The 26,458-nt window shown below is 69.7% G+C and carries 28 protein-coding genes, 1 other RNA gene and 2 pseudogenes; 11 read left to right on the top strand and 20 right to left on the bottom strand.

Annotation, left to right across the window (positions count from 1 at the left end):
* Positions 1 to 41: 41 nt before the first annotated feature.
* The 3 genes from KBX08_RS12675 to KBX08_RS34695 all read right to left on the bottom strand — a co-directional run bounded on the left by KBX08_RS12675 (position 42) and on the right by KBX08_RS34695 (position 2,231).
* A complete protein-coding gene (locus KBX08_RS12675; protein WP_210783522.1) occupies positions 42 to 1,238 on the bottom strand; it encodes an RNA polymerase sigma factor in 1,197 nt (398 codons plus the stop codon).
* Positions 1,235 to 1,576 carry a YciI family protein gene (locus KBX08_RS12670; protein WP_210783520.1) on the bottom strand — a complete coding sequence of 114 codons (342 nt, stop codon included), beginning with the start codon at positions 1,574 to 1,576 and terminating at the stop codon, positions 1,235 to 1,237. The genes KBX08_RS12675 and KBX08_RS12670 overlap by 4 nt, the downstream gene beginning before the upstream one ends.
* Positions 1,577 to 1,703: 127 nt before the next feature.
* Positions 1,704 to 2,231, bottom strand: a complete 528-nt coding sequence (locus tag KBX08_RS34695; RefSeq protein ID WP_307850526.1) for a hypothetical protein — start codon at positions 2,229 to 2,231, stop codon at positions 1,704 to 1,706.
* Between the two features lie 293 nt (positions 2,232 to 2,524).
* Here KBX08_RS34695 and KBX08_RS12660 point away from each other — a divergent pair, with 293 nt between their 5' ends.
* Positions 2,525 to 2,908: a hypothetical protein gene (locus KBX08_RS12660; RefSeq protein ID WP_307850525.1), complete on the top strand. Its 384-nt coding sequence runs from the start codon at positions 2,525 to 2,527 to the stop codon at positions 2,906 to 2,908.
* 258 nt (positions 2,909 to 3,166) lie between these two features.
* Positions 3,167 to 3,661 (top strand): annotated as a pseudogene (locus KBX08_RS12655) (TIM-barrel domain-containing protein); the annotation flags it as partial.
* Positions 3,662 to 3,746: 85 nt separating this feature from the next.
* Here the strand turns inward: KBX08_RS12655 and KBX08_RS12650 are convergent.
* Together KBX08_RS12650 and KBX08_RS12645 are read right to left on the bottom strand one after the other, a co-directional pair.
* On the bottom strand, positions 3,747 to 4,001 hold the full coding sequence (locus KBX08_RS12650) for a hypothetical protein (RefSeq protein WP_210783516.1): 255 nt from the start codon (positions 3,999 to 4,001) through the stop codon (positions 3,747 to 3,749).
* Positions 3,998 to 4,288, bottom strand: a complete 291-nt coding sequence (locus KBX08_RS12645; RefSeq protein ID WP_374101937.1) for a hypothetical protein — start codon at positions 4,286 to 4,288, stop codon at positions 3,998 to 4,000. Before KBX08_RS12645 ends, KBX08_RS12650 begins: the two co-directional genes overlap by 4 nt.
* A gap of 241 nt (positions 4,289 to 4,529) precedes the next feature.
* Between KBX08_RS12645 and KBX08_RS12640 the strand changes: the two genes are divergently transcribed.
* From KBX08_RS12640 to KBX08_RS12630, 3 genes are all read left to right on the top strand, one after another.
* Complete coding sequence (locus KBX08_RS12640) at positions 4,530 to 5,336, top strand: helix-turn-helix transcriptional regulator (protein ID WP_210783514.1); 807 nt, start codon at positions 4,530 to 4,532, stop codon at positions 5,334 to 5,336.
* Positions 5,323 to 5,514: a DUF397 domain-containing protein gene (locus KBX08_RS12635; RefSeq protein WP_210783512.1), complete on the top strand. Its 192-nt coding sequence runs from the start codon at positions 5,323 to 5,325 to the stop codon at positions 5,512 to 5,514. Before KBX08_RS12640 ends, KBX08_RS12635 begins: the two co-directional genes overlap by 14 nt.
* 117 nt (positions 5,515 to 5,631) lie before the next feature.
* Positions 5,632 to 5,823, top strand: a complete 192-nt coding sequence (locus KBX08_RS12630; RefSeq protein ID WP_210783510.1) for a DUF397 domain-containing protein — start codon at positions 5,632 to 5,634, stop codon at positions 5,821 to 5,823.
* 91 nt (positions 5,824 to 5,914) lie between these two features.
* Here KBX08_RS12630 and KBX08_RS12625 read toward each other — a convergent pair whose 3' ends face one another.
* Positions 5,915 to 6,457, bottom strand: coding sequence for a hypothetical protein (locus KBX08_RS12625; protein WP_210783508.1), 543 nt, complete (start codon positions 6,455 to 6,457; stop codon positions 5,915 to 5,917).
* Positions 6,458 to 7,087: 630 nt separating this feature from the next.
* Here KBX08_RS12625 and KBX08_RS12620 point away from each other — a divergent pair.
* Positions 7,088 to 7,306 (top strand): hypothetical protein, encoded by a 219-nt coding sequence (locus KBX08_RS12620; protein WP_210783506.1) that lies wholly within the window; start codon positions 7,088 to 7,090, stop codon positions 7,304 to 7,306.
* Positions 7,307 to 7,409: 103 nt separating this feature from the next.
* Positions 7,410 to 7,794 (top strand): annotated as a pseudogene (locus KBX08_RS12615) (hypothetical protein).
* Positions 7,795 to 8,066: 272 nt separating this feature from the next.
* On the opposite strand, the gene rnpB reads toward KBX08_RS12615, so the two are convergent.
* Positions 8,067 to 8,482: RNase P RNA component class A (rnpB, locus tag KBX08_RS12610), an RNA gene on the bottom strand.
* Between the two features lie 127 nt (positions 8,483 to 8,609).
* Between rnpB and KBX08_RS12605 the strand changes: the two genes are divergently transcribed.
* On the top strand, positions 8,610 to 9,371 hold the full coding sequence (locus KBX08_RS12605) for a sulfite exporter TauE/SafE family protein (protein WP_210783504.1): 762 nt from the start codon (positions 8,610 to 8,612) through the stop codon (positions 9,369 to 9,371).
* Between the two features lie 16 nt (positions 9,372 to 9,387).
* On the opposite strand, the gene KBX08_RS12600 is transcribed toward KBX08_RS12605, so the two are convergent.
* Positions 9,388 to 10,611 carry an MFS transporter gene (locus KBX08_RS12600; RefSeq protein WP_124855746.1) on the bottom strand — a complete coding sequence of 408 codons (1,224 nt, stop codon included), beginning with the start codon at positions 10,609 to 10,611 and terminating at the stop codon, positions 9,388 to 9,390.
* 54 nt (positions 10,612 to 10,665) lie between these two features.
* On the opposite strand from KBX08_RS12600, the gene KBX08_RS12595 reads away from it, so the two are divergent.
* The gene (locus KBX08_RS12595; RefSeq protein WP_210783502.1) at positions 10,666 to 11,127 is read left to right on the top strand and encodes a MarR family winged helix-turn-helix transcriptional regulator; all 462 of its coding nucleotides are present in this window, start codon (positions 10,666 to 10,668) and stop codon (positions 11,125 to 11,127) included.
* A 271-nt stretch (positions 11,128 to 11,398) separates the two neighbouring features.
* On the opposite strand, the gene mctP is transcribed toward KBX08_RS12595, so the two are convergent.
* The 7 genes from mctP to KBX08_RS12560 form a co-directional block, all read right to left on the bottom strand.
* On the bottom strand, positions 11,399 to 13,048 hold the full coding sequence (gene mctP / locus KBX08_RS12590; RefSeq protein WP_210783500.1) for a monocarboxylate uptake permease MctP: 1,650 nt from the start codon (positions 13,046 to 13,048) through the stop codon (positions 11,399 to 11,401).
* A complete protein-coding gene (locus KBX08_RS12585; protein WP_091409411.1) occupies positions 13,048 to 13,290 on the bottom strand; it encodes a DUF3311 domain-containing protein in 243 nt (80 codons plus the stop codon). Before KBX08_RS12585 ends, mctP begins: the two co-directional genes overlap by 1 nt.
* 163 nt (positions 13,291 to 13,453) lie before the next feature.
* On the bottom strand, positions 13,454 to 14,635 hold the full coding sequence (locus KBX08_RS12580) for a bifunctional RNase H/acid phosphatase (protein WP_210783498.1): 1,182 nt from the start codon (positions 14,633 to 14,635) through the stop codon (positions 13,454 to 13,456).
* Between the two features lie 3 nt (positions 14,636 to 14,638).
* Positions 14,639 to 15,376, bottom strand: a complete 738-nt coding sequence (locus KBX08_RS12575; RefSeq protein ID WP_210783496.1) for a zinc ribbon domain-containing protein — start codon at positions 15,374 to 15,376, stop codon at positions 14,639 to 14,641.
* Positions 15,366 to 16,202 (bottom strand): Nif3-like dinuclear metal center hexameric protein, encoded by an 837-nt coding sequence (locus tag KBX08_RS12570; protein WP_374101938.1) that lies wholly within the window; start codon positions 16,200 to 16,202, stop codon positions 15,366 to 15,368. The genes KBX08_RS12575 and KBX08_RS12570 overlap by 11 nt, the downstream gene beginning before the upstream one ends.
* A gap of 118 nt (positions 16,203 to 16,320) precedes the next feature.
* On the bottom strand, positions 16,321 to 16,893 hold the full coding sequence (locus KBX08_RS12565; RefSeq protein WP_210783489.1) for a flavoprotein: 573 nt from the start codon (positions 16,891 to 16,893) through the stop codon (positions 16,321 to 16,323).
* A 16-nt stretch (positions 16,894 to 16,909) separates the two neighbouring features.
* Entirely contained in the window at positions 16,910 to 18,139 is a 1,230-nt protein-coding gene (locus tag KBX08_RS12560; protein WP_210783487.1) for a helix-turn-helix domain-containing protein, read from the bottom strand.
* A 248-nt stretch (positions 18,140 to 18,387) separates the two neighbouring features.
* On the opposite strand from KBX08_RS12560, the gene KBX08_RS12555 reads away from it, so the two are divergent.
* Positions 18,388 to 19,059, top strand: a complete 672-nt coding sequence (locus tag KBX08_RS12555) for a bifunctional DNA primase/polymerase (RefSeq protein WP_091409390.1) — start codon at positions 18,388 to 18,390, stop codon at positions 19,057 to 19,059.
* A 393-nt stretch (positions 19,060 to 19,452) separates the two neighbouring features.
* On the opposite strand, the gene KBX08_RS12550 is transcribed toward KBX08_RS12555, so the two are convergent.
* Genes KBX08_RS12550 through KBX08_RS12530 form a run of 5 tightly spaced genes read right to left on the bottom strand, consistent with a single transcriptional unit; the run spans position 19,453 to position 25,729 of the window.
* Complete coding sequence (locus tag KBX08_RS12550) at positions 19,453 to 20,175, bottom strand: FAD:protein FMN transferase (protein WP_210783562.1); 723 nt, start codon at positions 20,173 to 20,175, stop codon at positions 19,453 to 19,455.
* Between the two features lie 49 nt (positions 20,176 to 20,224).
* A complete protein-coding gene (locus KBX08_RS12545; RefSeq protein ID WP_210783485.1) occupies positions 20,225 to 20,827 on the bottom strand; it encodes an FMN-binding protein in 603 nt (200 codons plus the stop codon).
* A gap of 14 nt (positions 20,828 to 20,841) precedes the next feature.
* A complete protein-coding gene (locus tag KBX08_RS12540; protein ID WP_210783483.1) occupies positions 20,842 to 22,260 on the bottom strand; it encodes a ferric reductase-like transmembrane domain-containing protein in 1,419 nt (472 codons plus the stop codon).
* On the bottom strand, positions 22,257 to 23,639 hold the full coding sequence (locus KBX08_RS12535; RefSeq protein WP_210783481.1) for a DUF1501 domain-containing protein: 1,383 nt from the start codon (positions 23,637 to 23,639) through the stop codon (positions 22,257 to 22,259). Before KBX08_RS12535 ends, KBX08_RS12540 begins: the two co-directional genes overlap by 4 nt.
* A gap of 8 nt (positions 23,640 to 23,647) precedes the next feature.
* Positions 23,648 to 25,729 carry a DUF1800 domain-containing protein gene (locus tag KBX08_RS12530; protein ID WP_210783479.1) on the bottom strand — a complete coding sequence of 694 codons (2,082 nt, stop codon included), beginning with the start codon at positions 25,727 to 25,729 and terminating at the stop codon, positions 23,648 to 23,650.
* A 431-nt stretch (positions 25,730 to 26,160) separates the two neighbouring features.
* Between KBX08_RS12530 and KBX08_RS12525 the strand changes: the two genes are divergently transcribed.
* The gene (locus tag KBX08_RS12525) at positions 26,161 to 26,418 is read left to right on the top strand and encodes a DUF3040 domain-containing protein (RefSeq protein WP_091409372.1); all 258 of its coding nucleotides are present in this window, start codon (positions 26,161 to 26,163) and stop codon (positions 26,416 to 26,418) included.
* Positions 26,419 to 26,458 lie beyond the last annotated feature (40 nt).

The raw sequence follows: 26,458 nt of genomic DNA, 5'->3' as shown, positions 1-26,458 counted from the left end.
CACGGCATCGCAATGAGCTGCGGTCGGTCAAGTCCGCGCTGTCAGGCCCAGTCGAGGCGGTGGCGCAGGAGGGACCGTTCGGCCGGGTTGGTGGCGAGGGCGAGGGCGCGTTCGTCGGCGATCCGGGCCTGGATGGCGTCGCCGAGGTCGCGGAGCAACTCGGCTCGGGTGGCGTGGAACAGGTGGTAGCCGTTCAGTTCACCGGCCAGGGCGTCGACCTCGGCGAGCGCGACTGACGGTCCGCTGACGTAGCGCAGCGCGACTGCCCGGTGCAGCCGGGTAACCGGTGACGGTGCCAGGCGCAGCAGCAGGTCGTAGAGCACGGTGATCTGAGTCCAGTCGGTCTCCTCCCACCGGGTGGCCTCGGCATGGCAGGCGACGATGGCGGCTTGCAGCTGGTACGGGCCTGGCCTTCCCTGCGCTGCCGCCTGGGCGATCAGCCGGCCGGCGGCGGCAATGGCGCGGCGGTTCCACAGAGATCGGTCCTGGTGCTGGAGCTGGACGATCCCATCGTCCCGGTCGAAGCGGGCGCTGGCTCGGGCTCGGTGCAGCCGGATGAGCGCCAGCAGGCCGGCGACCTCCGGTTCGGTGGGCATGAGCTGATGCAGCAGAGCGGCGAGGAACTCGGCGTCGTCGGCCAGGTCGCGGGATTGGGCCTGGCCGCCGCCCGTGGACAGGTACCCCTCGTTGAAGAGCAGGTAGATCACCGCAAGGACCTCGGTGAGCCGGGAGCCGAGATCGTCCGCCGACGGGATCCGGTACGGGATGGCCGCGTCGCTGATCTTCCGTTTGGCGCGGGTGATGCGCTGCCCGACGGTGCTCTCCGGGACGAGGAACGCTCGGGCGATCTGCGCGGTGGTCAGACCGCACACCACCCGCAAGGTGAGGGCGACCTGGGCGGCCCGGGGCAGAGCCGGATGGCAACAGGTGAAGATCAGCCGAAGCCGGTCGTCTGCTGGCGGCTCGACCGGCCACGCCACCGACGCCAGCTTCCGGCGGTGGCGCTGCTCGCGGCGAATCTGATCCAGACCGCGGCGACGGGCAACCGTATACATCCAGGCAGCCGGCCGGTCAGGAATCCCTTCCACCGGCCAATGAGTCAGTGCGGCCTCGACGGCGTCCTGGACGAGGTCCTCGGCGGCGCTGAAATCACCGACCAGATGCACCAGGGCCGCGGCGAGCTGGCCCGCGTGATCGCGGACCACCCGGGCCAGCTCGGCGTACGTCGGTCGGCTCATCCGGCGATGGGGCGAATCTCCACCACCGGGCAGGCTGGCCAGGACCTGGCGATCCGCAGTGCCTCGTCAAGGTCGGCCACCTCGATCTCGGCGTAGCCGCTGACGATCTCCTTACCCTCCACGAACGGGCCGTCGGAAACCAGCGGCTCGCCCCGGTCCAGCCGCAGAGTGGTGGCGGTGTCCGGCGGCATCAGGTGGGCATGATGAGTGATCTTGTCTTGGTGGTCGGCGAACCACTGCTGCACCCGGGCGTAGGCCCGGTTCCGCTCGGGCTCATCCATGGCGGCCAGGTCGGCGGCGAACTGTGGCGTGTCGACGAACATCAACACGTACTTCATCGTTCCTCCAAGGGCGGTCTACGGGACGAGGCGGGTGATGCGCCTCCACCAACCAGACGACCAGCGAGGCTCCCGATCCGACAACCAGCCGAACCTGTTTCCGGGTAGGTGTCAACGACGGTGAAGGTCAGACCCCTACGAGGGTGAGGAGCCGATCCATCTCGGCCACCGGTAGCGTCGGTGCGGCGGCGGTTGCACGCGCTACCGACTCGTCCGGATCGGCGAGCAGGGCGCGACGCGCGTGGGCCGGTAGGTTTGGATGCCCGGCGACTGCGTGGCGAACCTCGCTCTCGGGGTCGGTGGCCAGACGTTCGGTCAGCTCGACGGGCAGGCCCAGATCTCGGGGTGCCAGGCATCGCATCCGTGGATCCGGGTCGATGGCCAGCCGGCGCAGAGTTGATGGCGGAAAGGTGAACTCGTCGGCCGGCCGCCAGTTCGTCATCTTGTCCGGACGGAACTCACGGTCGATGCGTTCGGCTGTGGTCAGATCGACAAGGTGTGGGGCGTGTGTGGCCATGGTCGTACGTACGCCGCTGTCGTCGTCGTTGAGCAGCCGGATGACGGCGTCTGCCGGTAGCGCCCGGCTGCGGTCGGGCGGCGGCACCGGGTGCGGTAACCGCGCGTAGTAGGTCGAGCATGGGCGGCTTCGACCCACCCCTTGACAGCATTCGGTGACACGCCTCATGAATCCCCATTTCATCGCAGGCGGAGCGCTTGGGGCTCGACTCCGACGAGGCCCGCAGACGATGGAGCGGTTGCGGGTGCAGATGTGGCCGCAGCGCCTGGGCAGCCCGCCGTGTGGAAACGCTGGGAGGGCGAATCTGGGTTGCGTCAGGACCCGTAGCGCCCGAGCATCGCCGAATGGATGCTGTGGTGCAGTGGGTTCGCACGTCGTGGACCAAGCGTTCGCGCGGCGGAGCCGAGGCGGCCCGGCGTAACGCCGTACCGGTGTCGTTCGCCCTGCCGGCACGGGCGGCGCCGCTCACCCACGAGATAGACATGGCGGAGGCCGACGGGTTCGAGCCACGCGAGCGCCTGATACACCCGCCGTACCGGAGCGAGGTGCGTCTCCGGTTGCTGGACGGCCAACTCCGGGTTGAACTGCTCGCGTCGGCCTGGGGTAGGCCGCGCCGTCACCGCCGGCCGCCCGCGGTGCGACTCGCCCACGGCGAATGGCTGCGCTGGCAGATCAACTACCGCTTCATCAGGACGACTGATGGCGACTGGCTGTACCGCTTGGACACGCTCAACCTGGCACACGGCGACGTTCCGGCCGACACCTTCCTCGGCGAACCGCCTCGATCCATCGACGAGCGCGCGCTTCTCTGGTAGCTGCCACAGCCGCGTCTCGGCCTTCGGGACCCGCCGTACCATCCGACGATGATCTCGAAGACCGTCGATGCGCGCGGCGGGCTCACCTATGTTGACCGCCTCGACGTCACCCCAGGCGACACGCTCAGGGTTGTCCGCCGAATGGCCAGGCCGGGCCGCCCGCACTGAGGGCCGAGGCCAACCCTGTCGACCGCGAGCCAGCAGGACAGATCGAGACCAGCCACCGCAGTCAGCCATACGGTGCCGTGTGCTCGATTGCGCCTCCAGGAGCCGGGCAGCGAACCGGGCAGCACCAAGCTGCCCGACGACCTCTACGCCCGGTGGGTGCAGTTCGGCACGTTCCAGCCGATCGACCGGCTGCACTCCAACCACAGCGACCGGCTGCCCTGGCAGTACGGCCCGGAGGCGAACGCGTCGGCCAAGAAGTTCCTGAACCTGCGGGAAAAGCTGCTTCCGTACACCTACGCCGCCGCCAAGGAGGCCACCCGCACGGGTACGCCCATCGTCCGCTCGATGTACCTGGCCTACCCGAATGAGCAGGCCGCCTATGCCACCGCCGGTTCGCAGTACCTCTACGGCCCGGACTACCTTGTCGCACCAGTGACGACGCCCGGCACCACCGCCACCACGTCGGTGTGGTTCCCGCCGGGCAACAGCTGGACCGACATCTTCACCGGGAAGACGTACCGGGGCGGCACCACGCAGAACATCACCACCACGCTGGACACCATGCCGGTGTTCAAGAAGCACTAGGTCCTATTTGCATGGGGTCCGGACATCGGCCGGGTGGGGCAACCCAGCCGGCCGGTTCGTTGCTTGGCTGGCTCGCTGGCTGGGCTCAGCGTCGGTGGGGCCGGCGGGCCAGGGACAACCACCCGAGGAATCTGGCGTGCATCGCGGGCAGGTCCGCGCGCAGCCCCAGGCCATACACGTCGTCGATCGCCTCCTGCATCGACGCGGCCAGGTAGAACGCCAGCGCGATCGAATGACCGTAGAACTCGGTCACGAGGGCGAGCTGCGCCGGGCTGCACGGCCAGGGCGCGGCGCAGTTGCGGCACAGCCAGGCTGGACGCATCGGCAGGTGCGGAGTCATCTGACCCGCACCGGACGTCGCGGACGCTTGGTTGGCCTGGCCGGTTTGGCAGGCAGGGCTTGCAGCCGCACGCCCGCGCGCATCACGAACAACTCGCGCCGCGCCACAGCGTCGTCGGCCGCGTTCAGCTGGTAGCCCTCAATCCAGACCCACCCGGCGTACGTGTGCCGCTCGGGCAGCTCGCGAATGACGCGTACGAAGATCGGGCGCAGGAACTGCACGCTCGCCGCGGTGGTCAGGAGGATCACGTCACCGGCCTCCATCTTCTCGGGTTTGTCGTCGGGCACGGTCTCCCCCTTGGTGCTGTTGGGAAGGGGCCGCTCCCGTGAGTGCTCGCCCGTCGGGAGCGGCCCCGCTACGAACGCGACCGCCGGATCTCGTGGGCCTGCCAGCCGCGCCGCCTGGTGACACTCTGCTGTGGAGACCACTACGCTCGGAAGGCGTTCCAGGTGTCCGGGCCGGAGCTGGCAGACAGGCTCTAGACGTGTGGCACCTCGGGTAGTCGATCTCCGATTTGAGGAGAGTTGTATGGCTGACGTGCCAAGTCCCCTCGCGGACTTCATCGTGAGCGAGATACGCCGCGCTCGTGGAGCGTCCGGGATGACGCAAGAGTCGCTCGGCCGGGCAGCGGGCTTCAGCGCTTCGCACGTCAGCGCCGTCGAGAGCGGCACCCGGGCGCTGACGATGGACTTCATCCGGGGAGCAGACCGCGCCTTCAACAACGACGGGTTGTTCGGACGTCTGGTGGTGAAACTCGGCGCACCGTCGTGGTTCCTGCCGTGGCTGGACGCCGAGCGTGGCGCACGACAGCTTCGACTCTTCGAGCCACTACTGATCCCGGGCCTGCTCCAGACCGAGAACTACGCCCGCGTCGTGATGCGCCTGAACGACCTCATGTCCGCCACGGAGGTCGACCAACAGGTAAGCGCTCGCATGAGCCGACACAAGATCCTCACCGGTGACAGCCCGCCGCAGGTGGTGGCCGTGCTGGATGAGTCCACGCTCCGCCGCGCGGGCGACGAACACGCCGGCATCATGGCGGAGCAGGTCGCCCACCTCATCACCGTCGCCGAACTGCCCCACGTGCACGTCCACGTGATCCCGGCGGGCGCCGGCCTCCACATCGGGTTGTCCGGGCCGTTCGCGCTGGCGCGGGCTGGTGACGGGACCTGGGTCGGGCACCTCGAAAATCAGCTGGGCGGGATCGTGGTCGACAACGAAGATGGGCTCCATACTCTTCAGACGAGGTGGGAGAACGTGAGGAACGAAGCACTCCCGCGCCGACAGTCCAACGAGCTGATGAAGGAAGTGCACAGCCATCATGGACCTCACTAACGCCATCTGGCGCACGTCCCGACGCAGCGGATCGTCCGGGGGCAACTGCGTCGAGGTCGCTGACAACCTTCCGGGCATCGTCGGCGTCCGGGACAGCAAGGACCCCGCCGGCCCGGCCCTGACCTTCGGTCCGGCTGCGTGGCAAGCGTTCGTCACTCAGGTCATCGGGCGGCCCTAACCAACGGCCAGTCGCGCGAAGGGCTTTGCGCTGGACCAAAGCAACCGACCACGTCCCAGATCACCGCGCTACCGCGCCGGCAATCCATCGACCTGCTGAAGGAAGTTGAGAGCCATCATGGACCTCAGGAACGCCCTGTGGCGCACGTCCACCCGCAGCGGCGCGAGCGGCGGGAACTGCGTCGAGGTGGCAAGCGACCTGCCCGGTGTTGTGGCCGTGCGAGATTCCAAGGACGTCACCGGGCCAGCGTTAATCTTCGGCCCGGCAGCCTGGACCGCATTCGTCGCCCAGGTCGCCGGGCGGCCCTAACCGCCTCGACGCGCTTCGCCTCACCCGGCGCTTCGGGGACTTCACAAACCGGGCGGGTTCCCAACATGCGACTGGGGCCCACTACTGCTGATCAGCATGCGTTCTGTCCGAGACTCGCGAACTCATCGACAGATACGCTTCTCTGCACCTCACCGTTGTCCACGATGTCGGTGATCAGGACCGATCCGGGCTGCATGTCTTCCAGTTCAGCAAGTCGGAAGGTCACCGAATGCGAGGTAAAGCTGTTGTCGCTGGCGACCCCGAACAGCCGGAAGGCCACGTGCCGACCAGGGGTCGGGTCAGGTGGGAAGCCCTCCAGACGCACCGTTGTCGGCGAGGTCGCCGCACGCGGTACGGCGTACCTTCGTCCCGGCCAGTAGGGCCAGCCCGTCGAAGTCGCCACCGTGGACGGGGATGGCGAGATCGAAGCCCGTTGGGTAAAGAACGTAACAACGTCTGGCGGCCGGTCCGCACACCAGGACAAGACCGCAACGGGCTGCCTATCGGCGTCCACGCCCACGCCGGTGATGCCCTTGATCGTAGGCGTGCAAGCGCTCAACCCGGTCAACGCGAGAACGCCAGCAACCAGCAAGGGACCGATCCGCCGTGCCCTCAGCAGCATTTGAACGGCCATGCCCCGACGGTCGCAGCGCCGCGTCAACTTGCGATCCCGACCGTGTCACACACTGATGACAATTAGTGATCCCTGCGCCGCAGCACTATTAGTATTCGCCGTGGCATCGGTCGCTTCGGCTCGTTGATCACGAGTGGGCGCGTAGCGGCTTGGCTGTCGACCGAGACCCGAGTGGCTCTCACTGCGGAGGTCCGGGTTGCGACCGGGACCGCATCGTCCCGGCCGCAACGACGGATCAGGTGTTAATGGCGCACATCATGGTGGCGACGGTGTTACCGCACGCGGCGCGTTCTCCGGCGACGACAGAGTCCGGCAGCGACACCCGGCGGTCCCGGTCGTTCTTGGGTAGCCCGAAGACGAGCCGCTAGCGGACAAGCTTGACCTGACGTGAGACGTGCACCCATCCCACGTCAAGGTCGACGTCGTTGACACTGCGCCCCAGGCTCTCGCCCTGGCGCAGCCCGCAGCCGGCACCAGGTCGACCATCGCGCGGTACCGGCTGGGCGAGGCCACCGCGATTGAAACTCCACCGCTGGCACTAGGCGACCCTGATGCTCCCCACTAAATGCACGTCAGCGCGTAGTGCATTTATGTCGACCGACACCAAGGAAAGGGGATTGGCTAGATTTAGTGAACGACGCGGTGACGGACATTTATCGCCTAGTGGCGCAGAAATTGACACTTGCGCTCGAACCGCCCGCGGCTTTACCTTCTAGTGGTCGCGAGTGGCGGCGAGTCCCAAGAATGGAGAGTTCCATGCTTTCGGTTAATGTTTCGCTCAAAGTCCCCATCGTCGTCGTAGTCTGCATCCTGCTGCTGTTCATCAGCTTGGTGCCGGCAGTGCAGTGAGCCGCCAGAGCACCTGATCGAGACCTTTGAGGTTGGTAAAAATGCGTCATGGACGCGGACGCACGGTAACGGAAATGTGGATGATCATTCATGTTCTGCCGTCATGGACGACACGACGGTGGAAGCATTAGGCAAGCTCAGCAAAGCTCCAGAGACGATTCACCAGGCACGCGGCGCCTGTATTCGGCTCACCCAGCTCGTCGGCGGCGCGGATCCAGCCTTATCGAGTGGTGAAGCTGCTTCGCGAAGCTGGACGCGGTGAGATGGCGGACCGAGTCGAGCGCGAACTGTTGGGGCGCAACGTGCTACCTGGCCGGTGGACGTTTCGGATCGTGGAGGAGTTCCACGATGGCTACTACACCGGGTTCCTGGAGATCGAGCGGGACGCGCGGGAGAAGCTGGTCGACGGTCGACGACACATCTACGAGGCGGAGATGAAAGAGCGTCGGCGCACCCATGGGATGCCGGGGCATGAAGCTACGCCATAGGAGTAATTGGCAGTCTGTTCGGGAGCATCGAGGCCAGGGCTTCAGCTCTGGCCTCGATAATCTTCATCCGGCCTTCGTACTCGACGGGTTCGCGGTGGGCGGCTTCGCCGGTGACCTGAGCGGGCCACTTGCGGTAGGCCAGGCCGTGTTGACGGGTGAAGCAGCCGTCGCTGATCGCGCTCGCGGCCAGATGGAGGCTGGCGTCGTCGGAGGCAGGGAGCGCCGTCCAGCCGTGCTCAGAGCCTTGATCACGGCTCTGAGCTGGTGGGCGACGGACGAGTCGACCTGTACGCCGGATTCTGTGCGCGACGCGTACCCCGAGGGGTTTGCGCCGGCGGCGGCCATCCATCTCGGCCTGCCGTTGCCGGCAGGCTCCAGCGGCCTACCCGCAGACATCGGGCGGGCAGCCCTCAAGCGTCTGCGCCGGGTCGTCATCTTGCGGTGACGGCCCTTGCTTGGCCTTGCTCCGGGTGGGGTTTACCGAGCCACCCCGGTCACCCGGGGTGCTGGTGGGCTCTTACCCCACCGTTTCACCCTTACCGTCCCCGTTGGGGTCGGCGGTCTGTTTTCTGTGGCACTTTCCCGCGGGTCGCCCCGGGTTGCCGTTAACAACCACCCTGCCCTGTGGAGTCCGGACGTTCCTCGGCGGCGGGCCTAAGCCCGCCGACGCGGCCGCCCGGTCGACTCGTCCGTCGCGCTCTCATCCTAACGACGAGCGTGCTGCGGGTATTGCCGCCCCGCCCGGGCAAGATCGCGCTGCTCACGGACGATCCGACGAATGCTTGCCGTAGGGCGACGGCTAGCCTCGTGGGGCTATGGATCTCTCCCACGCCGCGCTGCTGCTCGCCGCCGGTCTCGCCGCTGGCACTGTCAACGCGGTGGCCGGTGGCGGTTCGTTGATCACCTTCCCGGCGATGATCGCGATCGGGTTGCCCCCGGTGCCGGCGAACGTCAGCAACTCCGTCGCCGTCTTCCCCGGGTACCTGGCCAGCGTGGCGGGCAGCCGGCAGGACCTGCCGCGCCCCCGTGCGCTGGCCACGCTGGTGCCTACCACCATCGTGGGCACGATCCTCGGGGCGTTGCTGCTGCTGGCCACTCCGGCCCGCGCGTTCGAGCTGGTCGTACCCTTTCTGGTCCTCGGCGCGACAGCGGTCCTGGCCTTCCAGGACCCGCTGCGCCGGCTGGTCGGTCACCCCCGGGACCTGTCGCCACGGCGGCGGACGATCGCGGTGCAGACGATGGTCGCGCTCGGTGCGGTGTACGGCGGTTACTTCGGTGCGGCGCTCGGGGTGATGCTGGTGGCCGGGCTGGCCCTGGTGCTGGACGCGACCCTGGCCCGGGTGAGCGCGATCAAGAATCTGCTCTCCGCGGTGGTGGGGTTGACGACGCTCGTGGTGTTCGCCCTGTTCGGCCCCTTGAACTGGGCGGCCGTCGCGGTGGTCGCGCCGGCCACCCTGATTGGGGGGTACGCGGGCGCCCGGCTCGTCCGCCGGCTGCCGCCGGTGGTGCTCAAGACGGTGATCGTGGTGTTCGGTACGACGATCGGCCTCTACCTGCTCTGGCGCGCCCTGAACTGAACGGCCCGCCCGGCGGTCAGTAGGTTTCGCCGACGGGCTCGTGTTCGGTGTCGGCGGCGGCGCGGTTCCAGCGGGACCAGAGGACCCGTTCGCCGTAGCCGGCGGCCATCAGGTGCGCGAAGGCCAGGTAGACGAGCACTCCGACGGCGAGCACGCCGAAGCCGACCCAGAACGGCAGCGACAGCGACTGCTCGGCGAGCTTGCCGGAGATGATCGGTGCCGGCGCGGCGGCGCCCCAGCGGACCAGGTTGAACGCGCCGGTGGCGACGCGTCGGTCGCTGGAGCCGAGGCCGAGCGCCAGGTCGGTGAGGTTGGCGTTGGCTAGCCCCATGCAGAGTCCGGCGAGCACCAGCACCACGAGCGCCTCGGCGGTGCTGGTGGAGGTGGCGAAGAGGACCATGCAGACCAGCAGCCCGGCGATGGCCACGCCGACGGTCTGTACCGCGCCGATGCGGTGGGCCAGCCGGTGGCCGATCACCATGATGCCGGCGGCCAGGCCGAGCCCCCAGCCGGTGAACGCGAGCCCCAGCGGGATGACGTCCAGGCCGAGGAAGAGCGGCGTGTAGCCGAGCACCACGAAGAACACGAAGTTGTACGCGGCGGTGACCACGCAGAGGGCGATGAACGCCGGCCGGCGGTAGGTGGCGAAGATCTGGCCGACGCGTACCGGTGCCTGCCGGTTGGTGGGTTCGCGGAGTTTGCGGGAGGCCACGCCGAGGGCGAGGACCATGAAGACGCCGCAGACGAAGAACGGCAGCCGCCAGCTGACCTCGCCGAGCAGGCCACCGATCAGCGGTCCGACGGCGAAGCCGAGACCGAGGGCGGTCTCGAAGAGACCTACCACCCATTCCCGGTCGACGGCCAGGTTGACCAGCACCACCATGGCGGTGGCGAAGAACATCGCGTTGCCCAGTCCCCAGACGCCGCGCAGCACTGACAGCTGCACGATGTTGTCGCTGAACGAGGCGAGGATCGCGGCGAGGCCGACCACTGAGACGCCGGTGATGAGCACCGGCTTGAAGCCGAACCGGCCGCTGGCCAGCGTCGCCGGGATCATGCCAAGGGCCATGACCGCGATGTACGCGGTGAACAGCAGCTCGACCTGCCAGGCGGTGACCCCGATCGCCTCGCCGATGGCGGGCAGGATCGGGTCGACGACGGCGATGCCGGCGATGGCGAGGAAGGCCACCAGCGTGGTGGCGTAGATGGCACTGCGGTTCGGTTCGGAACGCCGATCCACTCCGACTCCTCAGATAGCTGTATCGTACAGTTACTTATCCTGTATCGTACAGCTATGAGCGACGACCACGACGAGAGCACCCTCGGCCGCATCGAGACCGAGGTGGCCCTGCTGATGCGCTTCGGCGAGGCCACCCGGCGGGCCACCGGCACCGCCGAGCACCGGGTGCTGGACCGCGCGGCGTACGTCATCCTGCGCCACCTGGCCGACGCCGGCCCGCAGAACGTCTCGGCGCTCGCCGCCCGACTCAACCTGGACGGCTCGACAGTCACCCGGCAGGTGTCGGCGCTTCAGCGCGACGGCCTGATCACCCGCACCCCGGACCCGTCCGACGGCCGCGGCACCGTCATCTCCCCCACCCCGGCCGGTCTGCAACGGATGGCAGCCGTCCAGGCCGCCCGCACCCGCCTCTACGGCGACATGCTGGCCGACTGGACTCCCGAGGACCGCTCCACCCTGGCGGCCCTGCTAGGCCGCCTGAACCAGGCCCTGATCAACCGCAACCGCCCCCGCTGATCCGCTGATCCACCCCCACCCCGCCGAGCCCCAGCCCAGCCCTCCTGTCCAGCCTCGCCCTGCCCCGCCCTGCCCCGTCGATCTTGCACTTATGGTGGGGGACAAACGGTCTGAATCACCACCTGCCGGGCACCATAACTGCAAGATCGACGCGGAAGACGCCGGGCGCGAGGACACGGGGCGCGAGGACAGGGGCGCGGGGGACAGCGCACGGGGGAACAGGTGCGCCCGGGCGCCGACCCACGTCGGCGCCGGGCGTACGTGCCTGAGGTCAGGCGACCGGTTCGCGGGCCGAGTCGGCGTCGCTGTCGGTGCCCGGGGTGACCCGGGGGTCGCCCTCGTCGGCGAAGTAGTCGTCCGGCTCGGTGCCGTCGACTCCTTCCTCGACCTTCGCGGCCCGCAGCGCGAGCGTCACCAGCGCCGCCACGGCCAGGTTGACAGCCACCGCCACGATGCCGACGTAGATCGTCCGGGTGGTGTCGAACCCGAACTCCGACAGCGGGAACGCCGAGCCGCCGAAGTGCTTCCGGGTCGGGCTGGCCACCTGGTAGAGCATCCACATGCCCAAGCCCATGCCGGCGACCCAGCCGACGATCAGGCCGGCGCGGTGGAACCAGCGGGTGTAGAGGCCCAGCGCCACCGCCGGCAGCGTCTGCAGGATGATCACGCCACCGATCAGTTGGAGGTCGATGGAGAACTGCGGGTCGAGGAAGACGATGCAGGCCACCGCGCCGACCTTCACCACCAGTGAGGTGATCTTCGAGACGTTCGCCTCCTGGGCCGGGGAGGCGTCCCGCTTCAGGTACTCCTTGTAGATGTTGCGGGTGAACAGGTTCGCCGCCGCGATCGACATGATCGCCGCGGGCACCAGCGCGCCGATGCCGATCGCCGCGTACGCGACACCGGCGAACCAGTCCGGGAACTGCTGGTCGAACAGCAGCGGGACGATGGTGTTGTTGTCCACCGAGCCGGCCGAGTTGCCGGGCAGCGGCTTCACACCGGCCGCGATGGCCATGTAGCCGAGCAGCGCGATCAGCCCGAGCAGCAGGCTGTACGCGGGCAGCGCCGACATGTTCCGCTTGATCACGTCGCGGTTCCTGCTGGCCAGCACACCGGTGATGCTGTGCGGGTAGAGGAACAGCGCCAACGCCGAGCCGAGCGCCAGCGTCACGTACTGAAGCTGGTTGTTGCCGTTGAGCAGGATGCCGTCGTTCGGGTTGGGCGAGGCGTCGAACTTCGCGTCCGCGGCGGCGAAGATGTCACCCCAGCCGCCCAGCTTGTACGGCAGGTAGATGACCGCCACCAGGATGACGATGTAGATCAGGCTGTCCTTGACGAACGCGATCAGGGCGGGCGCGCGCAACCCCGACTGGTACGTGTAGGCGGCCAGGATGGCGAACGCGATGATGATCGGCAGGTGCCGGGCCAGCGCGTTGTCGCCGGTGACGCCCATCGTCTTGAGCACCGCCTCGATGCCGATCAGCTGCAACGCGATGTACGGCATGGTGGCGACGATGCCGGTGATGGCGATCAGCAGCGCCAGCACCGGCGAGTCGAACCGGTTGCGGACGAAGTCGGCAGGCGTGACGAACCCGTGCCGGTGCGACACCGACCAGAGTCGCACCAGCACCAGGAAGACCAGCGGGTAGATGACGATGGTGTACGGCACGGCGAAGAACCCGGCCGCGCCGGCACCGAACATCAACGCCGGCACCGCCACGAAGGTGTACGCGGTGTAGAGGTCACCGCCGACCAGGAACCAGGTGATCCAGCCGCCGAAGCTGCGCCCGCCCAGCCCCCACTCATCCAGGTGCGCCATGTCCTTCGGTGCCCGCCACCGGGCGGCCACGAAGCCCATCACGCTGACCAGGAGGAACAACAGGGAGAAGACGATGATCTCGGTGAGATGGTCGCGCCACATCAGCGGCCTCCCCGCTTCTTCGTCATCTGGTAGACCAACGTGGTGGTGCCGACGCCGAGCAGGATGAAGGCCAGTTGCAGCCAGTAGAAGCGCGGGAAGCCGAAGACCCGGGGCGAGTCGCCATTGAAGAACGCCGGGATCAGCGGCACCACGATGGGGATGAAGAGCAACCAGTTCCAGGGGCTGTGGTCCTTCGCCCTGGTCGGCGCCGTGGGCGGCGCCTCCGGTTCGGGTGCAGCCATCTGACACACCTCCGGGGAGTCGTGGCTTCCGATGTAACGGCCGGAGGCTACGACTCTGTGACGGCGGTCACCTGACCCGTTCGGAAGGTGCTGCGCCGAACGGCCGGTCGGCTGCGCCGAACGGCGCGGCCGACCGGCCGTTACGAACGAAGGGTGTGGCGGCTCAGTCGAGGGTGGCGAGGTGGGCGGTGTCGTTGACGGTGCGCACTGCCACGCCGCCGTCGGGCCACATGTCGAGCACCGAGATGCCGGCCGCGTCGAGGAAGAGCCGGTGCAGAAAACCGTCGCCGGCCGCGAGGGCGTCGCGCAGCATCAGCTTGATCGGCGAGACGTGCGAGACGACCACCACGGTCTCACCGGGGTACGCGGTGAGCAGCCCGGAAATGACGCGGTGCGCGCGTTCGGCGACCTGGGTGAACGACTCCCCGTCCGGCGGCGCGATCCGGGGTGAGGCGAGCCAGGCGTCCATCTCCCCCGGCCACTGCTGGCGTACCTCGGCGAAGGTGCGCCCCTCCCACTGGCCGAAGTCGCACTCGATCAGGTCGTCCTCGGTGCGGACCGGCACGTCGCCGCCGAGCGCTTCGGCGATCGACGCCGCGGTGGCCGTACACCGGGACAGCGGTGAGCTGAGCACGGCCGCGACGGACGGGGCCAGCTCGGCCACCCGGGTGCCGGTGGCGCGGGCCTGGGCCCGGCCACGCTCGGAGAGCGGCACGTCGCCGCGCCCGGAGTAGCGCCGCTGCTCGGTGTAGGCGGTCTCGCCGTGCCGGACCAGGATCAGTCGGGTGGCGGTGAAGGTCGGCCGTGGCTCCCAGGAGGCCGGCGCGGTCGCCGGGTCGCTGCCGACGATCGGGACGGCGGGCGGCGTCGAGGGCTGGCCGGCGGCCGCAGTCGTGGCAGGACGGGCCGGGGCCGCGGTCGCCGACGGACGACCCGCTGCGGCGTCCATGGCGGCGTTGGCGAGGGCGTCGGCGTGCCGGTTCTGCTCGCGCGGAATCCAGCTGAACCGGACCGCTGTGAACCGGCCCACCAGCGCGGCGGCCTGGGCGGCGAGGGGCCGCAGACCGGGGTGCTTGATCTGCCACCGGCCGCACATCTGCTCGACCACCAGCTTGGAGTCCATCCGGACGTCCACCTCGGCGGCGCCCAACTCGGCGGCGGCGGTCAACCCGGCGATCAGGCCCTGGTACTCGGCGACGTTGTTGGTGGCGGTGCCGAGCGACTCGGAGCGCTCGGCGAGCACCTCGCCGGTCTCCGGGTCGCGGACCACCGCGCCGTAGCCGGCGGGGCCGGGGTTGCCCCGGGACCCACCGTCGGCCTCCATGGAGACCACGCGCGGCGCCACGACCTACAGGCCCGACTCGTTGGTGCGGACCATGATCCGTCGGCAGTCCTCGCAGCGGACCACGTCGTCGGGGGCGGCCTTGCGGATCCGGGCCAGGTCGGCGCCGGACAGGTCCAGGCGGCACCCGCCGCAGCGGCCCCCGGTGAGCAGCGCGGCACCCAACCCGGTGTCCTCGCGGATCTTGTCGTACAGGTTGACCAGCTCGCTGGGGAGGTCGGCGGCGAGCGGCTGACGGGCGCCCCGCTTGAACTCCTCCTCCTTGGCGATCTCGGCCAGCGCTTCGTCGCGGCGCTGCTCGGTAGCGGCCCGCTTGTCGCGGGTCTCGGCCAGCCGCTGCTCGACGCCGTCCAGTACGCCCTGCGCGGTCTCCCGCTGCTCCATCAGCTCCAGCTCGGCGTCCTCCAGGTCGCCTTGGCGGCGCTTGAGGGAGACCAGCTCGTGCTGGAGCGCCTCCAGCTCGCGGGCCGGGCCGGTGCCGGCGGCCAGCCGGTTCTCGTCCTTCTCCTTGCGGGCCCGGACCTGCTCGACGTCCTTCTCCAACCGGGCGATGTCCCGGTCCAGGTCGTCGACCGCCACCTGGGCGCGGACCCGCTCGTCCTCCATCGACGACAGTTCCCGGGCCAGCGACTCCAGCTCGGCCCGCTCGGCGAGCGTTCGCCTGCGGTGGGCGAGCTGGGCGAGGTTGGTGTCGATCGCCTGGAGGTCGAGCAGGCGGCGCTGCACCTTGGGGTCAGCCTTCACGGTCGGGCTCCTTGTCGTCCACAGCGGGTGCGGCGGCGTGCACGGTCCACGGGTCGGTGTCCAGGTCGGACACCAGCGTCTCGACGTCCAGCGCCTCCCGGAGGAAGGCGGCCAGGTCGTCCAGCCACGGTCGTTCGGTCGCCCAGTGGGCGGCGTCGATCAGGGCGGGACCATCGGCGGCGAGGTGCTCGCCGGCCGGGTGGTGCCGCAGGTCGGCGGTGAGGAACGCGTCCACCCCGGCGGCGGTCGCGGCGCCGAGGAAGCTGTCCCCCGACCCGCCGCTGACGGCGAGGGTACGAACCATACGCCCGGGATCCCCCGCCGCGCGAACTCCCCAGGACGTGACGGGGAGCACCGCTGCCGCGTGCCGGGTCAGCTCGGCGAGGGTCATCGGCTGGGGCAGTTCGCCGATCCGGCCGAAGCCCCGGTCGTCGCCGTGGGCGGGCGAGCCGGGCGCGGGTCGTTGAAGTGGGCGCAGACCGGTGAGCCCGAAGCGGGCGGCGAGGGCGTCGGAGACGCCCGGCGAGGCCACGTCGGCGTTGGTGTGCGCCGCGTAGAGCGCCACCCCGGCCCGGATCAACTGGTGGATGATCCGCCCCTTGAAGGTCGTCGCGGCGACCGACGACACCCCGCGCAGCAGCAGCGGGTGATGCGCGACGATCATGTCCGCGTCGGCGGCGAGGGCTTCGTCGACAGTTTCGGGCACCACGTCGACCACGCAGAGCACCCGGCGGACCGGGGCGGCCGGCTCACCGAGCACCAGGCCCACCCGGTCCCACTCCTCCGCCCAGACCGGCGGAAAGCGCCGTTCCAGCGCGACCACCACGTCGCTGACTGTGGGGGCGGATCCGCTTGTGCTCACGGCGGGCCAGCTTACCGGCGTCGGGGCCGTCGGGCGGTGACACCCGGCCCGGCCGCGTCGGGTGGAAGATCTGCCGGACGCGTTAGGCGGCGCTCCAGGAGATGGTCTGCAATGCGGCCAGCGGCATCGCCCAGGGGAAGGCGTGCAGGTGCTGTTCCCCCGTTCCGGGCGGATGCAGAGCGATCACATCGTCGCCGAAGAGCACAGTGACACCCCACTCGGCCAACCGGGCCACCCCGGCACGAAACGCCGGGTGGCAGGCCATCGCCGCGTTGGTGTACGGCACCGCCACGATGGGGACGCCCTTGCCCTGCGCCTCGACCAACAGCCCGAGCGCCAGCGTGTCGGTGATCCCGGCCGCCCACTTGTTGACAGTGTTGACTGTGGCCGGGCAGACGATCATGGCGTCGGCGGGCGGCAGCACGTCCGGGTCACCGGGGTTCTTGTAGTGCGTCCGCACCGGATGGCCGGTCTGCCGAATCAGGGCCGACTGGTCGACGAACTTCGCGCCGTCCGGCGTGGTGACCACGCAGACGTCCCAACCGTCCTGTTGGGCGAGGTCGACCAGCCGACCGACGTGCCGGGCCAGCGGCGAACCGCAGGCGATGACGTAGAGCACCTCGCGGTGCCCGCTGTTGCGCGCTGCACCGGCCATCAGACCGGCTCCGCGCTCATACCCCTACTCCCATGTGCTCAGCCAACTCCGCTACCGGAGAAGGCGGCGCACCACGTGTGCGACGGAGGATGTCGGACATCACCTCGTGCGCGATCGGCCGGCAGCGGATCTCCGACGGGGCGAGCCGATCACCGAGCAGCAGCATCTCGCCGGCGTTCGCCACGTCACCTATCTGGGCGTACCCGCGAGCGATGTCGAGCAGGTGGTGGGCGCGGCGCTCGGGCAGCAGCGCGTTGAAAGCGGGCTCCGCGATGCGCAGCTGGTGCACCTCGACGGCCCGCCCCCCGTCACCCAGCTCCACAGCGGCGGCGGCCCGGTGCAGTTCGACGTTTGTCGGGCCGAACGACGTCCAGTAGTGGTTGTGGTCGCCGCCGAGCAGGGTGGCGGCCTCCTGCGCGCAGTTGATCAGGTCGTCGACGCTGGCCGAGTCACCGATGCGGGACGCGGCCATCGCGCCCTGGAGCAGCAGCATCCCGTAGACGGAGAGGCGGGCCGGGGAGACCTCGTTGCTGCCACCCGGCGCCAGCCGGTTGGCGATCTGGACGTTCAGCTCCAGCGCGGGGCGGGCCCGGCCCATCGCGACCAGGGCGTTGCACACCCGGGTGGTCGCGATCCCGGCGAGCAGCGGGTCGTCGGCCCGCTGGGCCACCGCCATCGACCGGTCGGCGGCCAACCAGGCGAGCTCGCACTCGCCGAGCTTGCGCAGCACCGAGGAGGCGATCTGGTAGACCTGGCCGAGCAGGTGGGCCGCCTCGGCGGCCTGCTCACCGCCGTAGGCGGCGTCGCCCGCCTGGGCGTCGCGCAGCAGCTTCGGCAACGCCCGGGTGAGCATCCCGTAGCGGCCGTACTGGTAGGTGAGCCAGGCGTGGTTGACGGCCTTGCGCATGTCGTCCATCGGCGGCGGGTACGGCGCCGCGTCGAAGTACGCGCTCATCGAGTCGTAGCGCTCAAGCGCCGCCCGGATCTCCTGCACCTCGACCTGGTCGATGCAGTTGAGGGCGTCGGCGCGCCGCTCCGGGTCCTTGCCCATCAGCAGCTGCACGTCCATCTGGAGGATGTCGGCGATCTCGTAGAGGACGGAGAACTTGTCCAATCGGCGGACGCCGCGTTCGACCTTGTCCACCCAGCTCTTGGACTTGCCCAGCCGGTCCGCGAAGACCTGCTGCGACATCTTGCGTCGCCCCCGCCAGTAGGCCACTCGCCGTCCTATGGGTAGCTCGTCCATCTCCCCATCCTCCCCTGCCACCGACGACCAATCGAGTCGGGGCGATGTCCGCGGGTGCGGCGACTGCCGTTCATCTTCAGGTTTTCGCTGGTCGCACAGGATGTACGTCAGCCGTACAGCTAGTCCTCGTACTTTTCGTGCAAGTTGCACGAGCCGTTCGTCAACCTCAACGATCGTGGGTTACGGCAGTGACGGTGCTCGACATGCGACCTGGCGAACGCCGGGCCCGACGAGAGGAGTTGGCACACATGTGGGGGAATGTCGTACCGCGCGTTGCCGAACTGTCGCCGCTGGAACGGGTCCGGCTGCGCCGGGTCGCCATCCGGTACGCGGTACACGGCTGGGAGGTCACCCCGGGCGCCTGTCTGGCCCGCAGCCGCTTCGTCTGCGGCCGGGCCGGCTGTCCCACAGTGGGCTGCCACCCCGCCCTGGAAAACTGGGAGCTGGCCGCCAGCGCCGACCCGGCCCGGGTGGCGACCTGGTGGCGGAGCCGACCACACGGGGTGCTGCTGCCCACCGGCCGGGCCTTCGACGTGCTGGAGGTGCCAGCCCACCTCGGCCGACACGTGCTCGACGCGGTCCAGATCCACCCGGCCGGCACCGGCGTACGCGGACCGGTGCTGGTCACGCCCACCGGGCGGTGGATGTTCCTGGTCCGCCCCGGCGACCCGCTCCGGCCGGAGTTGGAGCACTGCTTCCACGTGGTCCGGCACGGGCCGGGCTCGTGGATCCCCGCGCCGCCCACCCGGCTGCCGGAGGGCACCGTCCGTTGGGCTGTCGCCCCGGAGCAGGCGCGCTGGCAGCTTCCGGATTCGTACCTCGTGCAGAACACGTTGATCGGGGCGCTGCGCGCCGCCGGGGTGACGCTCGCCCCCGACCTGCTCCCCGGTCACCTGCCGCTGCCCCGACGAGGCATGTGAAACCGGCCCTGTCGACGATTCGATCCGGTGCCCGACAGCGTCGCCGAGGCGTCGGTCCTCGTTGACAGGGGGACGGTGCGAACGCGCGCCACGAACGGGGGAACGATGTCCACAAACGACAGAGCGCCTCACCCCGGCGGCACCGAGCCGCCCCGGCGCAGCCACCCGGGGCGCCGCTGGGCCGGCACCCGTCCGTCCGGGTCCCGCCCCGGCCGTCCACGCCCCACCGGCTCCCGCCCAGCCGGCACCCACCGCCCCATCCGCTAGCCGGTCGCCGCGCCCACACCCAACCCCCGGCGATCTTGCACTTTCTGTCCCGACAATCTCCACGGAACGGGACAAAAGCGCAACAGAAAGTGCAAGATCGCGGGGAGCGGAGGGGCGCGCAAGGCCCTAGTTGGTCAGGGGGAGGGCGGTCGAGTGGTACTGGCGGGCGTTGTCGGTTATCGCCGCGTGGGTGTGGTCGTCCAGGCGGGCCAGCCAGTTGAGGCCGGGGGTGCCCATGGCGAGGGCTGCGGTGGCGTACGCGTCGGCCAACCCGAGGTCCGTGCCGACCACAGTCACCGAGCGCAGCCCACTGGCCGGTGCGCCCCGGCGCGGGTCCAGCACGTGCCGGCCCCGCTCGTACACGCCGGACGTGGCAACGGCCAGGTCGGTCCCGCTGAGCACCAGACAGGCCGCCATCGCGTCCCACGGGTGCCGGATGCCGATGCGCCACGGCTCCCCCGACGGCGACAGGCCCCGCACCCGTACGTCGCCGCCGGCGTTCACGCAGTGGTTGACGGCACCGGCGGCGACGAGGCGGTCCGAGGCGACCTGAGCGGCCCAGCCCTTGACGTAGCCGGACGGGTCGAGCCGACCGGTGGCGTACGCGTCGAAGAACCCGTCGGTGGCGCCCCACAGGTCGGCGCAGGTCTCCAGCACGTACCGCAGGTCCGCTGACGCCTCGGAGAGCAGCACCTCACCCCGGTCGAAGCGGCACACCTCGCTGTCCGGCTGGTAGGTGCTGAACCGCGTGTCCACCTCGTGCATCCAGGCGAAGACCTCGTCCGCCAGCTCGCGCACTGTCGCCGGCGGCAGATCGTCGGCGAGGTCCAGTGTGATCGCCGTACCCATGATCTGTTCGACCCGGCACAGCCCGGGTCGGGTCAGCGTGGCCCGCACGTCAGAAGGCCTTCTCGATGGCGGACCTCAGCGACTGCTTGTAGGAGTTGCTGGTCTCGGAGGCACCGGAGACGGTGTTGAGGTTCGCGTTCTGCTTCTGCACCACCTCGCCGCCCCTGCCGTCGTAACGGTTGCGGACGTCGCCGCTGTGGATGTCGGATTCACCCCCGCTGGGCAGCGACAGCGCGACGGCCTCGACGATCCGGTTACCCGAGACCACGATCTGCACCTGCACGTACCCGTACTCGTTCTCGAAGCCGTTGCCGGTGACCCGGCGGGTGGTCGACTGGGGCGCCTTGGTGGTGGTCCGCGGAGCGCTGGGGGCCTTCGTCGTCTTGGTGCCCGACGGGCGCGCGGTGGTCTTGCCGGGCTTGGGCGACGTCGACGGCTTGGCGCTTCCCGATGACGTCGGCGTGCCGGCGGCCGGGTCGGTGCCCGGCGCGCCCGCGGCGGCGCCGGGGTCGGTGCCCGCCCCGGAGGGGTTGACCGGCTGGGCGGTCGGCAGGTTCTGGGCGACCTGGCTGGTGCCGGGCGAGCCCTTGAACACCACGAGCGCGGTGGTGCTGGCGGCCAGGCCGGTGATCGCGAGGAGTGCGCGACGCATGGGGGATGCCCTTCCTACAGCTCGAACGTGGCCAGGTGGATCTGCCGTCGGGGCACGCCGGCCCGCCGCAGCGCCCGCACCGACTGTTCCACCAGACCGGGCGGCCCGCACAGGTAGACGTCGCGCCGGGCCACGTCGGGCACCAGTTGCCGCAGCCCGTCCGGGCTCATCAACTGGCGGGGGCCGGGGTCGTCGCGGGAGCCGATGACGTACCAGACGGAGGTGTCGCGTTCCTGGGCCAGCCAGTCCAACTCGCGGCTGAGCAGCACGTCGGCAGGGGTGCGGGCCCGGTAGATCAGCGCGGCGCCCGGCGGCAACTCCTCCAGCATGGCCCGGATCGGCGTGATGCCGCTGCCACCGGCGATCAGCAGCGCCCGCTCCCGGAGCCGGTGCGCGGAGGTGAAGGTGCCCGACGGGCCTTCGGCCCAGACGCGGGTGCCCGGTTCCAGGTCGCGCAGGTCGGCGGTGTGGGTGCCGACCACCTTGACGGTGACCCGCAGCCAGCGGCCGTTGGCGGCGGCGGAGACGGAGAACGGGTGCGACTGCCACCAGCAGCCCCGGGTGAGGAACCGCCAGCGGAAGTGTTGACCGCCGAGCATCGCCAGCCTGCCGAGCCGCTCCCCGGTGAGGTAGATGGAGATGGTGTCGGGGCTCTCGGCGACCACGTCGGCGACCCGCAGCTTGTAGCGCAGGTTGAACGCCAGCGGCGCGATGACGCGGCCCCAGAGCAGGGCGGCGACCACCAGCAGGTAGAGCGCGATCCAGCCGGTGCGCACCGGGCCGGGCCGGTAGAGCTGCGCGCCGTGGGCGAACTGGTGGCCGAAGCCGAGCAGCAGGATCAGGTAGCTGGACAGGTGCAGCAGGTGCCACAGCTCGTAGGGCAACGCCCGCCGGATCGCCCGGATGCTGCTGAAGCCGACAAGCATCATGATGCCGGTGGCGACGAACGCCGAGACCATGTCCTCGTAGTCGCCGAGCAACGTGCCGACCTCGGCGAGGACCGACTGGTTACGCAGGTCGGCGTAGCCGACCAGGATCAGCGACATGTGCGCCAGCACGCTGACCAGCAGGGTGGCGCCGATGTCCCGGTGCCAGCGGGCCATGTGCTCGCCGCCGATCCACCGTTCCAGCACCGGCAGTCGGCTCATCATCAGCACCTGCACCAGCAGCAGGTAGCCGGCGACCAGGCCGGTGATCCGGCCGGCCGAGGTGACGGTGGCCGCGGTGGTCCGCAGCGATCCGGCCGGGGTGCCCAGCCACCAGGGCAGCACGCTGGCGAGCAGGCCGACCAGGAGCAGCACGCCGAGCAGCCGGCGGCCGCCGGGCCCGCGCCGGTCCGGGATCTGCGGGGGTACGGGCGCAGCCGACCGGCCGCCGTGCAGGGACGAGGTCCCGGTACGACGGCCGGCGGCGTGGGTGTGCGAATGCGTCACGCGTACAGCTTCATCGGGGCGTACTTCTGGCGGGGGAAGACCTTGTCGACCTCCGCGTTGGTGAGCCCGAACCGGCCCTGCGCCACAGCGCCGTAGACGTTGAACATGTTGTTGTACTCCGGCACGTCACCGGAGTCCAGCTTGTCCAGACCGTTCCAGGTGCCCAGCAGCGAACCGGCCAGCTTCTTGCCGGACAGCAGGGTGACCACGCCGCCGTGCCCGTGGTCGGTGCCGTTGTTGTTGGAGCCGACCCGACGGCCGAACTCGCTGGACACCATGATCGTCACGTCGGCGGCCTTCGGGCCGAGGTCGGTGAAGAAGGCGGCCATCGCGCTGGCCAGCTCGTTCAGCCGGCGGTACAGCTGGCCGCCCTCGCGGGTGCCCTGGTTCTCGTGGGTGTCGTAGCCACCCATGCCGACGGTGGCGACCCGGACGTTGGCGCCACCCTTGATCAGCTGGGCGAGTTGCTGGAACGCGTTGCCGACGCCCTCGTACTTGACGCCCTCGGCGGGCTGGTACGGCTTGGCGGCGAGCTTCTGGGCGGTGGCCAGCGCGCCCATGCCCTCCTGCACGGCTTCCTCGACCGGGTGGTTGATCCCGGTGAAGAGGCCCTTGATGGCCTTCTCCGTGGCGGCCCGGAACCGCTCGTCACCGTTGAGCCGCAGGGAGCCGACGTTGTTCAGCGAGAGCGCGCCGTTGTTGCCGACCAGCGAGCGGGGCAGGGTGCTGCCGATGCCGACGCTGCGGAACGCGGTGCCCTTGCCCAGGTTGTCGACCAGACCGTCGAGCCAACCCCGGCCGCCGGTCTCGTTGGGCAGCCCACCCAGGTTGCAGGCGTCGGCGGCCTGGAAGTGGCTGCGGGACAGCCGCTCGTCGGAGACCGCCGGGATGAAGCCCAGCTGGCCGGCCGTGAGCCACTTCTCCAGCGGCTTGAACGCGCTGGTCAGCTTGAAGCCGCGGCCCAGGGACAGCGAGTCGTTGCCGAGCAGCAGGTCGGGCCGGGCCTTGTTGAGCACCGCGTCGTTGTCCGGCGCGATCAGGCTCAGGCCGTCCAACCCGCCGTAGAGGAAGACGTGGATCAGGGTGCCGGTCTTGGTCGCCGCGAACGACGCCGAGGTGGTGACGAACTGGGCGGTGGCCAGCGCGGTGGCGGTGGCCGCGGCACCGGCGACGAAGGTCCGCCGGGTCACGCCGCGACCGTCCTGCTGGGCCTCCTCCAGGTCCTCCAGGGTGCGGTACCTGTCGAACTCGGCGGCGTTCTCGGCGGCGACGATGTCCGCCTCGGCGCGCAGCAACGCCTCGGCCGGGTTGTCGGCCAGCCGTCGCACGTCGGGGCATTCGGGGTGCAGGGGGAAAGAGTTGTACACAGTCTTCTCCATCGGGTGCCTCACCGGAGGTGGTGCTGGGGGGAAGCGAGGATCGCCCGCGCGACGGCGGTGATGGCCCCGTTGAACGTGGCGTCGACCTTGGTGGTCGCCGCCACACCGGCCACGCCGAGGATGAGGTTCTTCTCCCGCGTGCTCAACTTCTGGCCCACCAGCCGCAGCGAGAGCGCGTCCACGTACGCCCCGGCCGTCGCCGGTGGCTTGGCGACCAGCTTCTCCGGCGCCGTGTACGTGAACGTGGTGCGGTAGCCGGCGAGGATCTCGCCCGCCTCGTTCCAGCCGTTGACCATCGTGCCGGCCGAGGTCCACGCGACGTAGACGTCCGGGTAGCCGTCCGGGGTCGGATGACCCATCGGGGACTGGCCCAGCTCGCGCATCTTGTCGTGGATCTGGCGCAGCCCCCGGGCGTACGCGGTGCGCTTGCTGTCGCCGTTGTTGTGCTTCGGCGACGCCTCCGGCGAGACGCCCAGGGTGCGGTACGTGGCGACCAGGTACTCCATCGGCCGGCGCACCTTCTGGCCCACCCCGGCCCAGAACTCCGAGGAGCAGAACAGCGTCATCAGGACCGGCTTGATCATGCCCTTGTTCGTGGTGTACGTCTTGGCCAACCGGTCCACAAGGGACTTCGGTGGGGTGTCCGAGACGAACCGGGTGGCCAGGCTCTGCGCCACGTACTTCGCTGTCGACGGGTGCGTCGCGATGTAGGTGATGTACGCGTCGATCGCCGCTTCGGCCTTCTTCGGGTCGGCCGAGTTGTTCGCGTGGGTGAAGCCGAGGATCTTCACCTTGCCGACGTAGTGCTGCTCGGGGCGGAAGACGTACTTGCCCTTGTCGTCCACACCGCGGCCGGTCTGCAACATGGCGGCCTGCCGGACGTCGGGCTCCTTGTAGCCGCCGTCGACGCCGACCGAGTAGAGCTCGAGGTTCTCCCGGGCGAGGTTCTCGTTGATCGCGTCCTTGCGGGAGTCCTTCTGGTTCAGGTAGATCAGCAGCGCCGGGTGCTTGTTCGCGGCGACCAGCATCTCCGGGTAGCTGCCCAGCGCGTGCTTGCGCACGACGTCCTGGTCGAACGAGCTGCGGTAAACCTCGCCGCCGTCGAAGTCCGCGGCGACGTGCAGGAAGTCGTTCCAGAAGTCGACCATCACCTCGAACAGCTGGCGCTTGGACCAGATCTGCCGGGCGATGGTGGCGTCGACCATCTCCCGCTCCGGGTGCGCGTCCTGCTCGTTGAGCTTGTCCCGCTGGTCACGCAGCTGCTGCACGGAGAGCTTCTGGGTCGGCAGCTCGGCGAGCTTCAGCTCGCCCTTGCTCGGCTCCAACTTCTCCGGGTCCAGCTGAGCGCGGATCCAGGCGTCCATGCCCTCGCGCTTGATGTCGGCGACCACAGCGGGCGTCGCGCCGAAGGTGGCGCGCCGGGCCAGGTGCAGGATCGGGTCCTTGGCCAGCACCGTCTTCACTGTCACCTTGGTCGCCGCCGCGGCCGCCGCCGGGCCGGAGAAGGTCCGCCCACCGGCCGGCGCGTTCTTCTTCAGCGCCTCACCGGCCCGCGAACCCATGTAGCTTTCGTTCTGCTCGGTGTAGGTACGCACGGTGCTGGGCTGCTGGCCGCTGGGCCGCGCCGCGGTGCCGTCGGTCACCGTGCTGCCGGTCGCGTCGCCGGCCGCCGCTTCGTCGCCGAAGAGGCCACGGATCTGCGGGGTCATGGCGAGCGCCGCACCACCGGCGACGACGGCGGCGGTGCCACCGAGGGCCACCATCGCCTTACGTCGGCCAACCTTGCGACCCGGCTCGTTGTCATCGTCGAGGGTGGGCAGTCCGGTGCCGGCCGGCCGTGCCGGGGCCGGACGGCCGAGGCCCTCCGGGCCGACCCACTGCGGACCGCGCGGGGCGGGCGCGGGCTGCCCGGCGTACTGCTCACGCGGGTCGGCCGGCGCGGCGTAGCCGCCCTGGTGGGGGTGGGGCGAGTCGTAGCCGTAGGGCGCGGGCGTGTGGGGGTCGCCGTAGCCGTCAGCGCTGGGGTGCTGATGTCCGTCCCAACCGCGGTCGTCCCGCGGTCGACGTGGTGGCACATTCTGGTCGGCCATGTACCAATCCCGATTTCTGATGAGCGCCGGAAGCTGCTACCGGGCAGGTGCGGCAGGTGCGGCGACTGTTGCCTGAGGGGGTTGCTACGGCAAGGTAACCAAGGCCCCAGGGCCCTTCAAGGTGGCCGGAACCCACTCGTGAGGGCACTTAAGACAGCGCTCAACGCGACCTCGGCGGTGGGCGGTGGGACGGACCCGCCCGCAGACCTTCCCAGCAGGGCCTACGCGCGGCAGCCGAGCACGGATCGGACCACGCTGCCGTACGCGACAGTTTCGGCGCCGTTCACCACCAAAGGCAAACTTAAGGTTCAGGTAAGCCGGACATGAAGCGCGCTCGCGTGGAGGAAAAGTAGCAGCAACGGGCGAGCGTGAGCCGCCACCGCAGCGGGTATGCCGCCGAACCGCTGAACGCGTGAGGGGAAGGCAGCGCCATGCTCAGCAAAGAGGATCAGCGCAGATTCGACCAGATCACCCGTCAGCTCCGGGAAAGTGACCCGGCTTTCTTCAACCGGCTGGACCATCGGGCCCGAGCCCGCAGGGGCCGCTACCTGATGTTGTTGACCATCGTGCTGTGGGCGTCGCTGCCGGCGATAGCCGTGTTCGCCGGCCGACTCACCGGCGCGATCTGCGCGGTGGTGCTGGTAGCCAACGCCGCGATCATGTGGCGGTTCCGCCGCCGCTGGACGTGACTGCTCGACCGCTCGACGGGACGGCTCAACCGGTGGACGC

Source organism: Micromonospora sp. H61 (assembly GCF_018070325.1).
GTDB lineage: Bacteria > Actinomycetota > Actinomycetes > Mycobacteriales > Micromonosporaceae > Micromonospora > Micromonospora salmantinae.
This window is presented reverse-complemented; position numbering and strand designations above follow the sequence as displayed.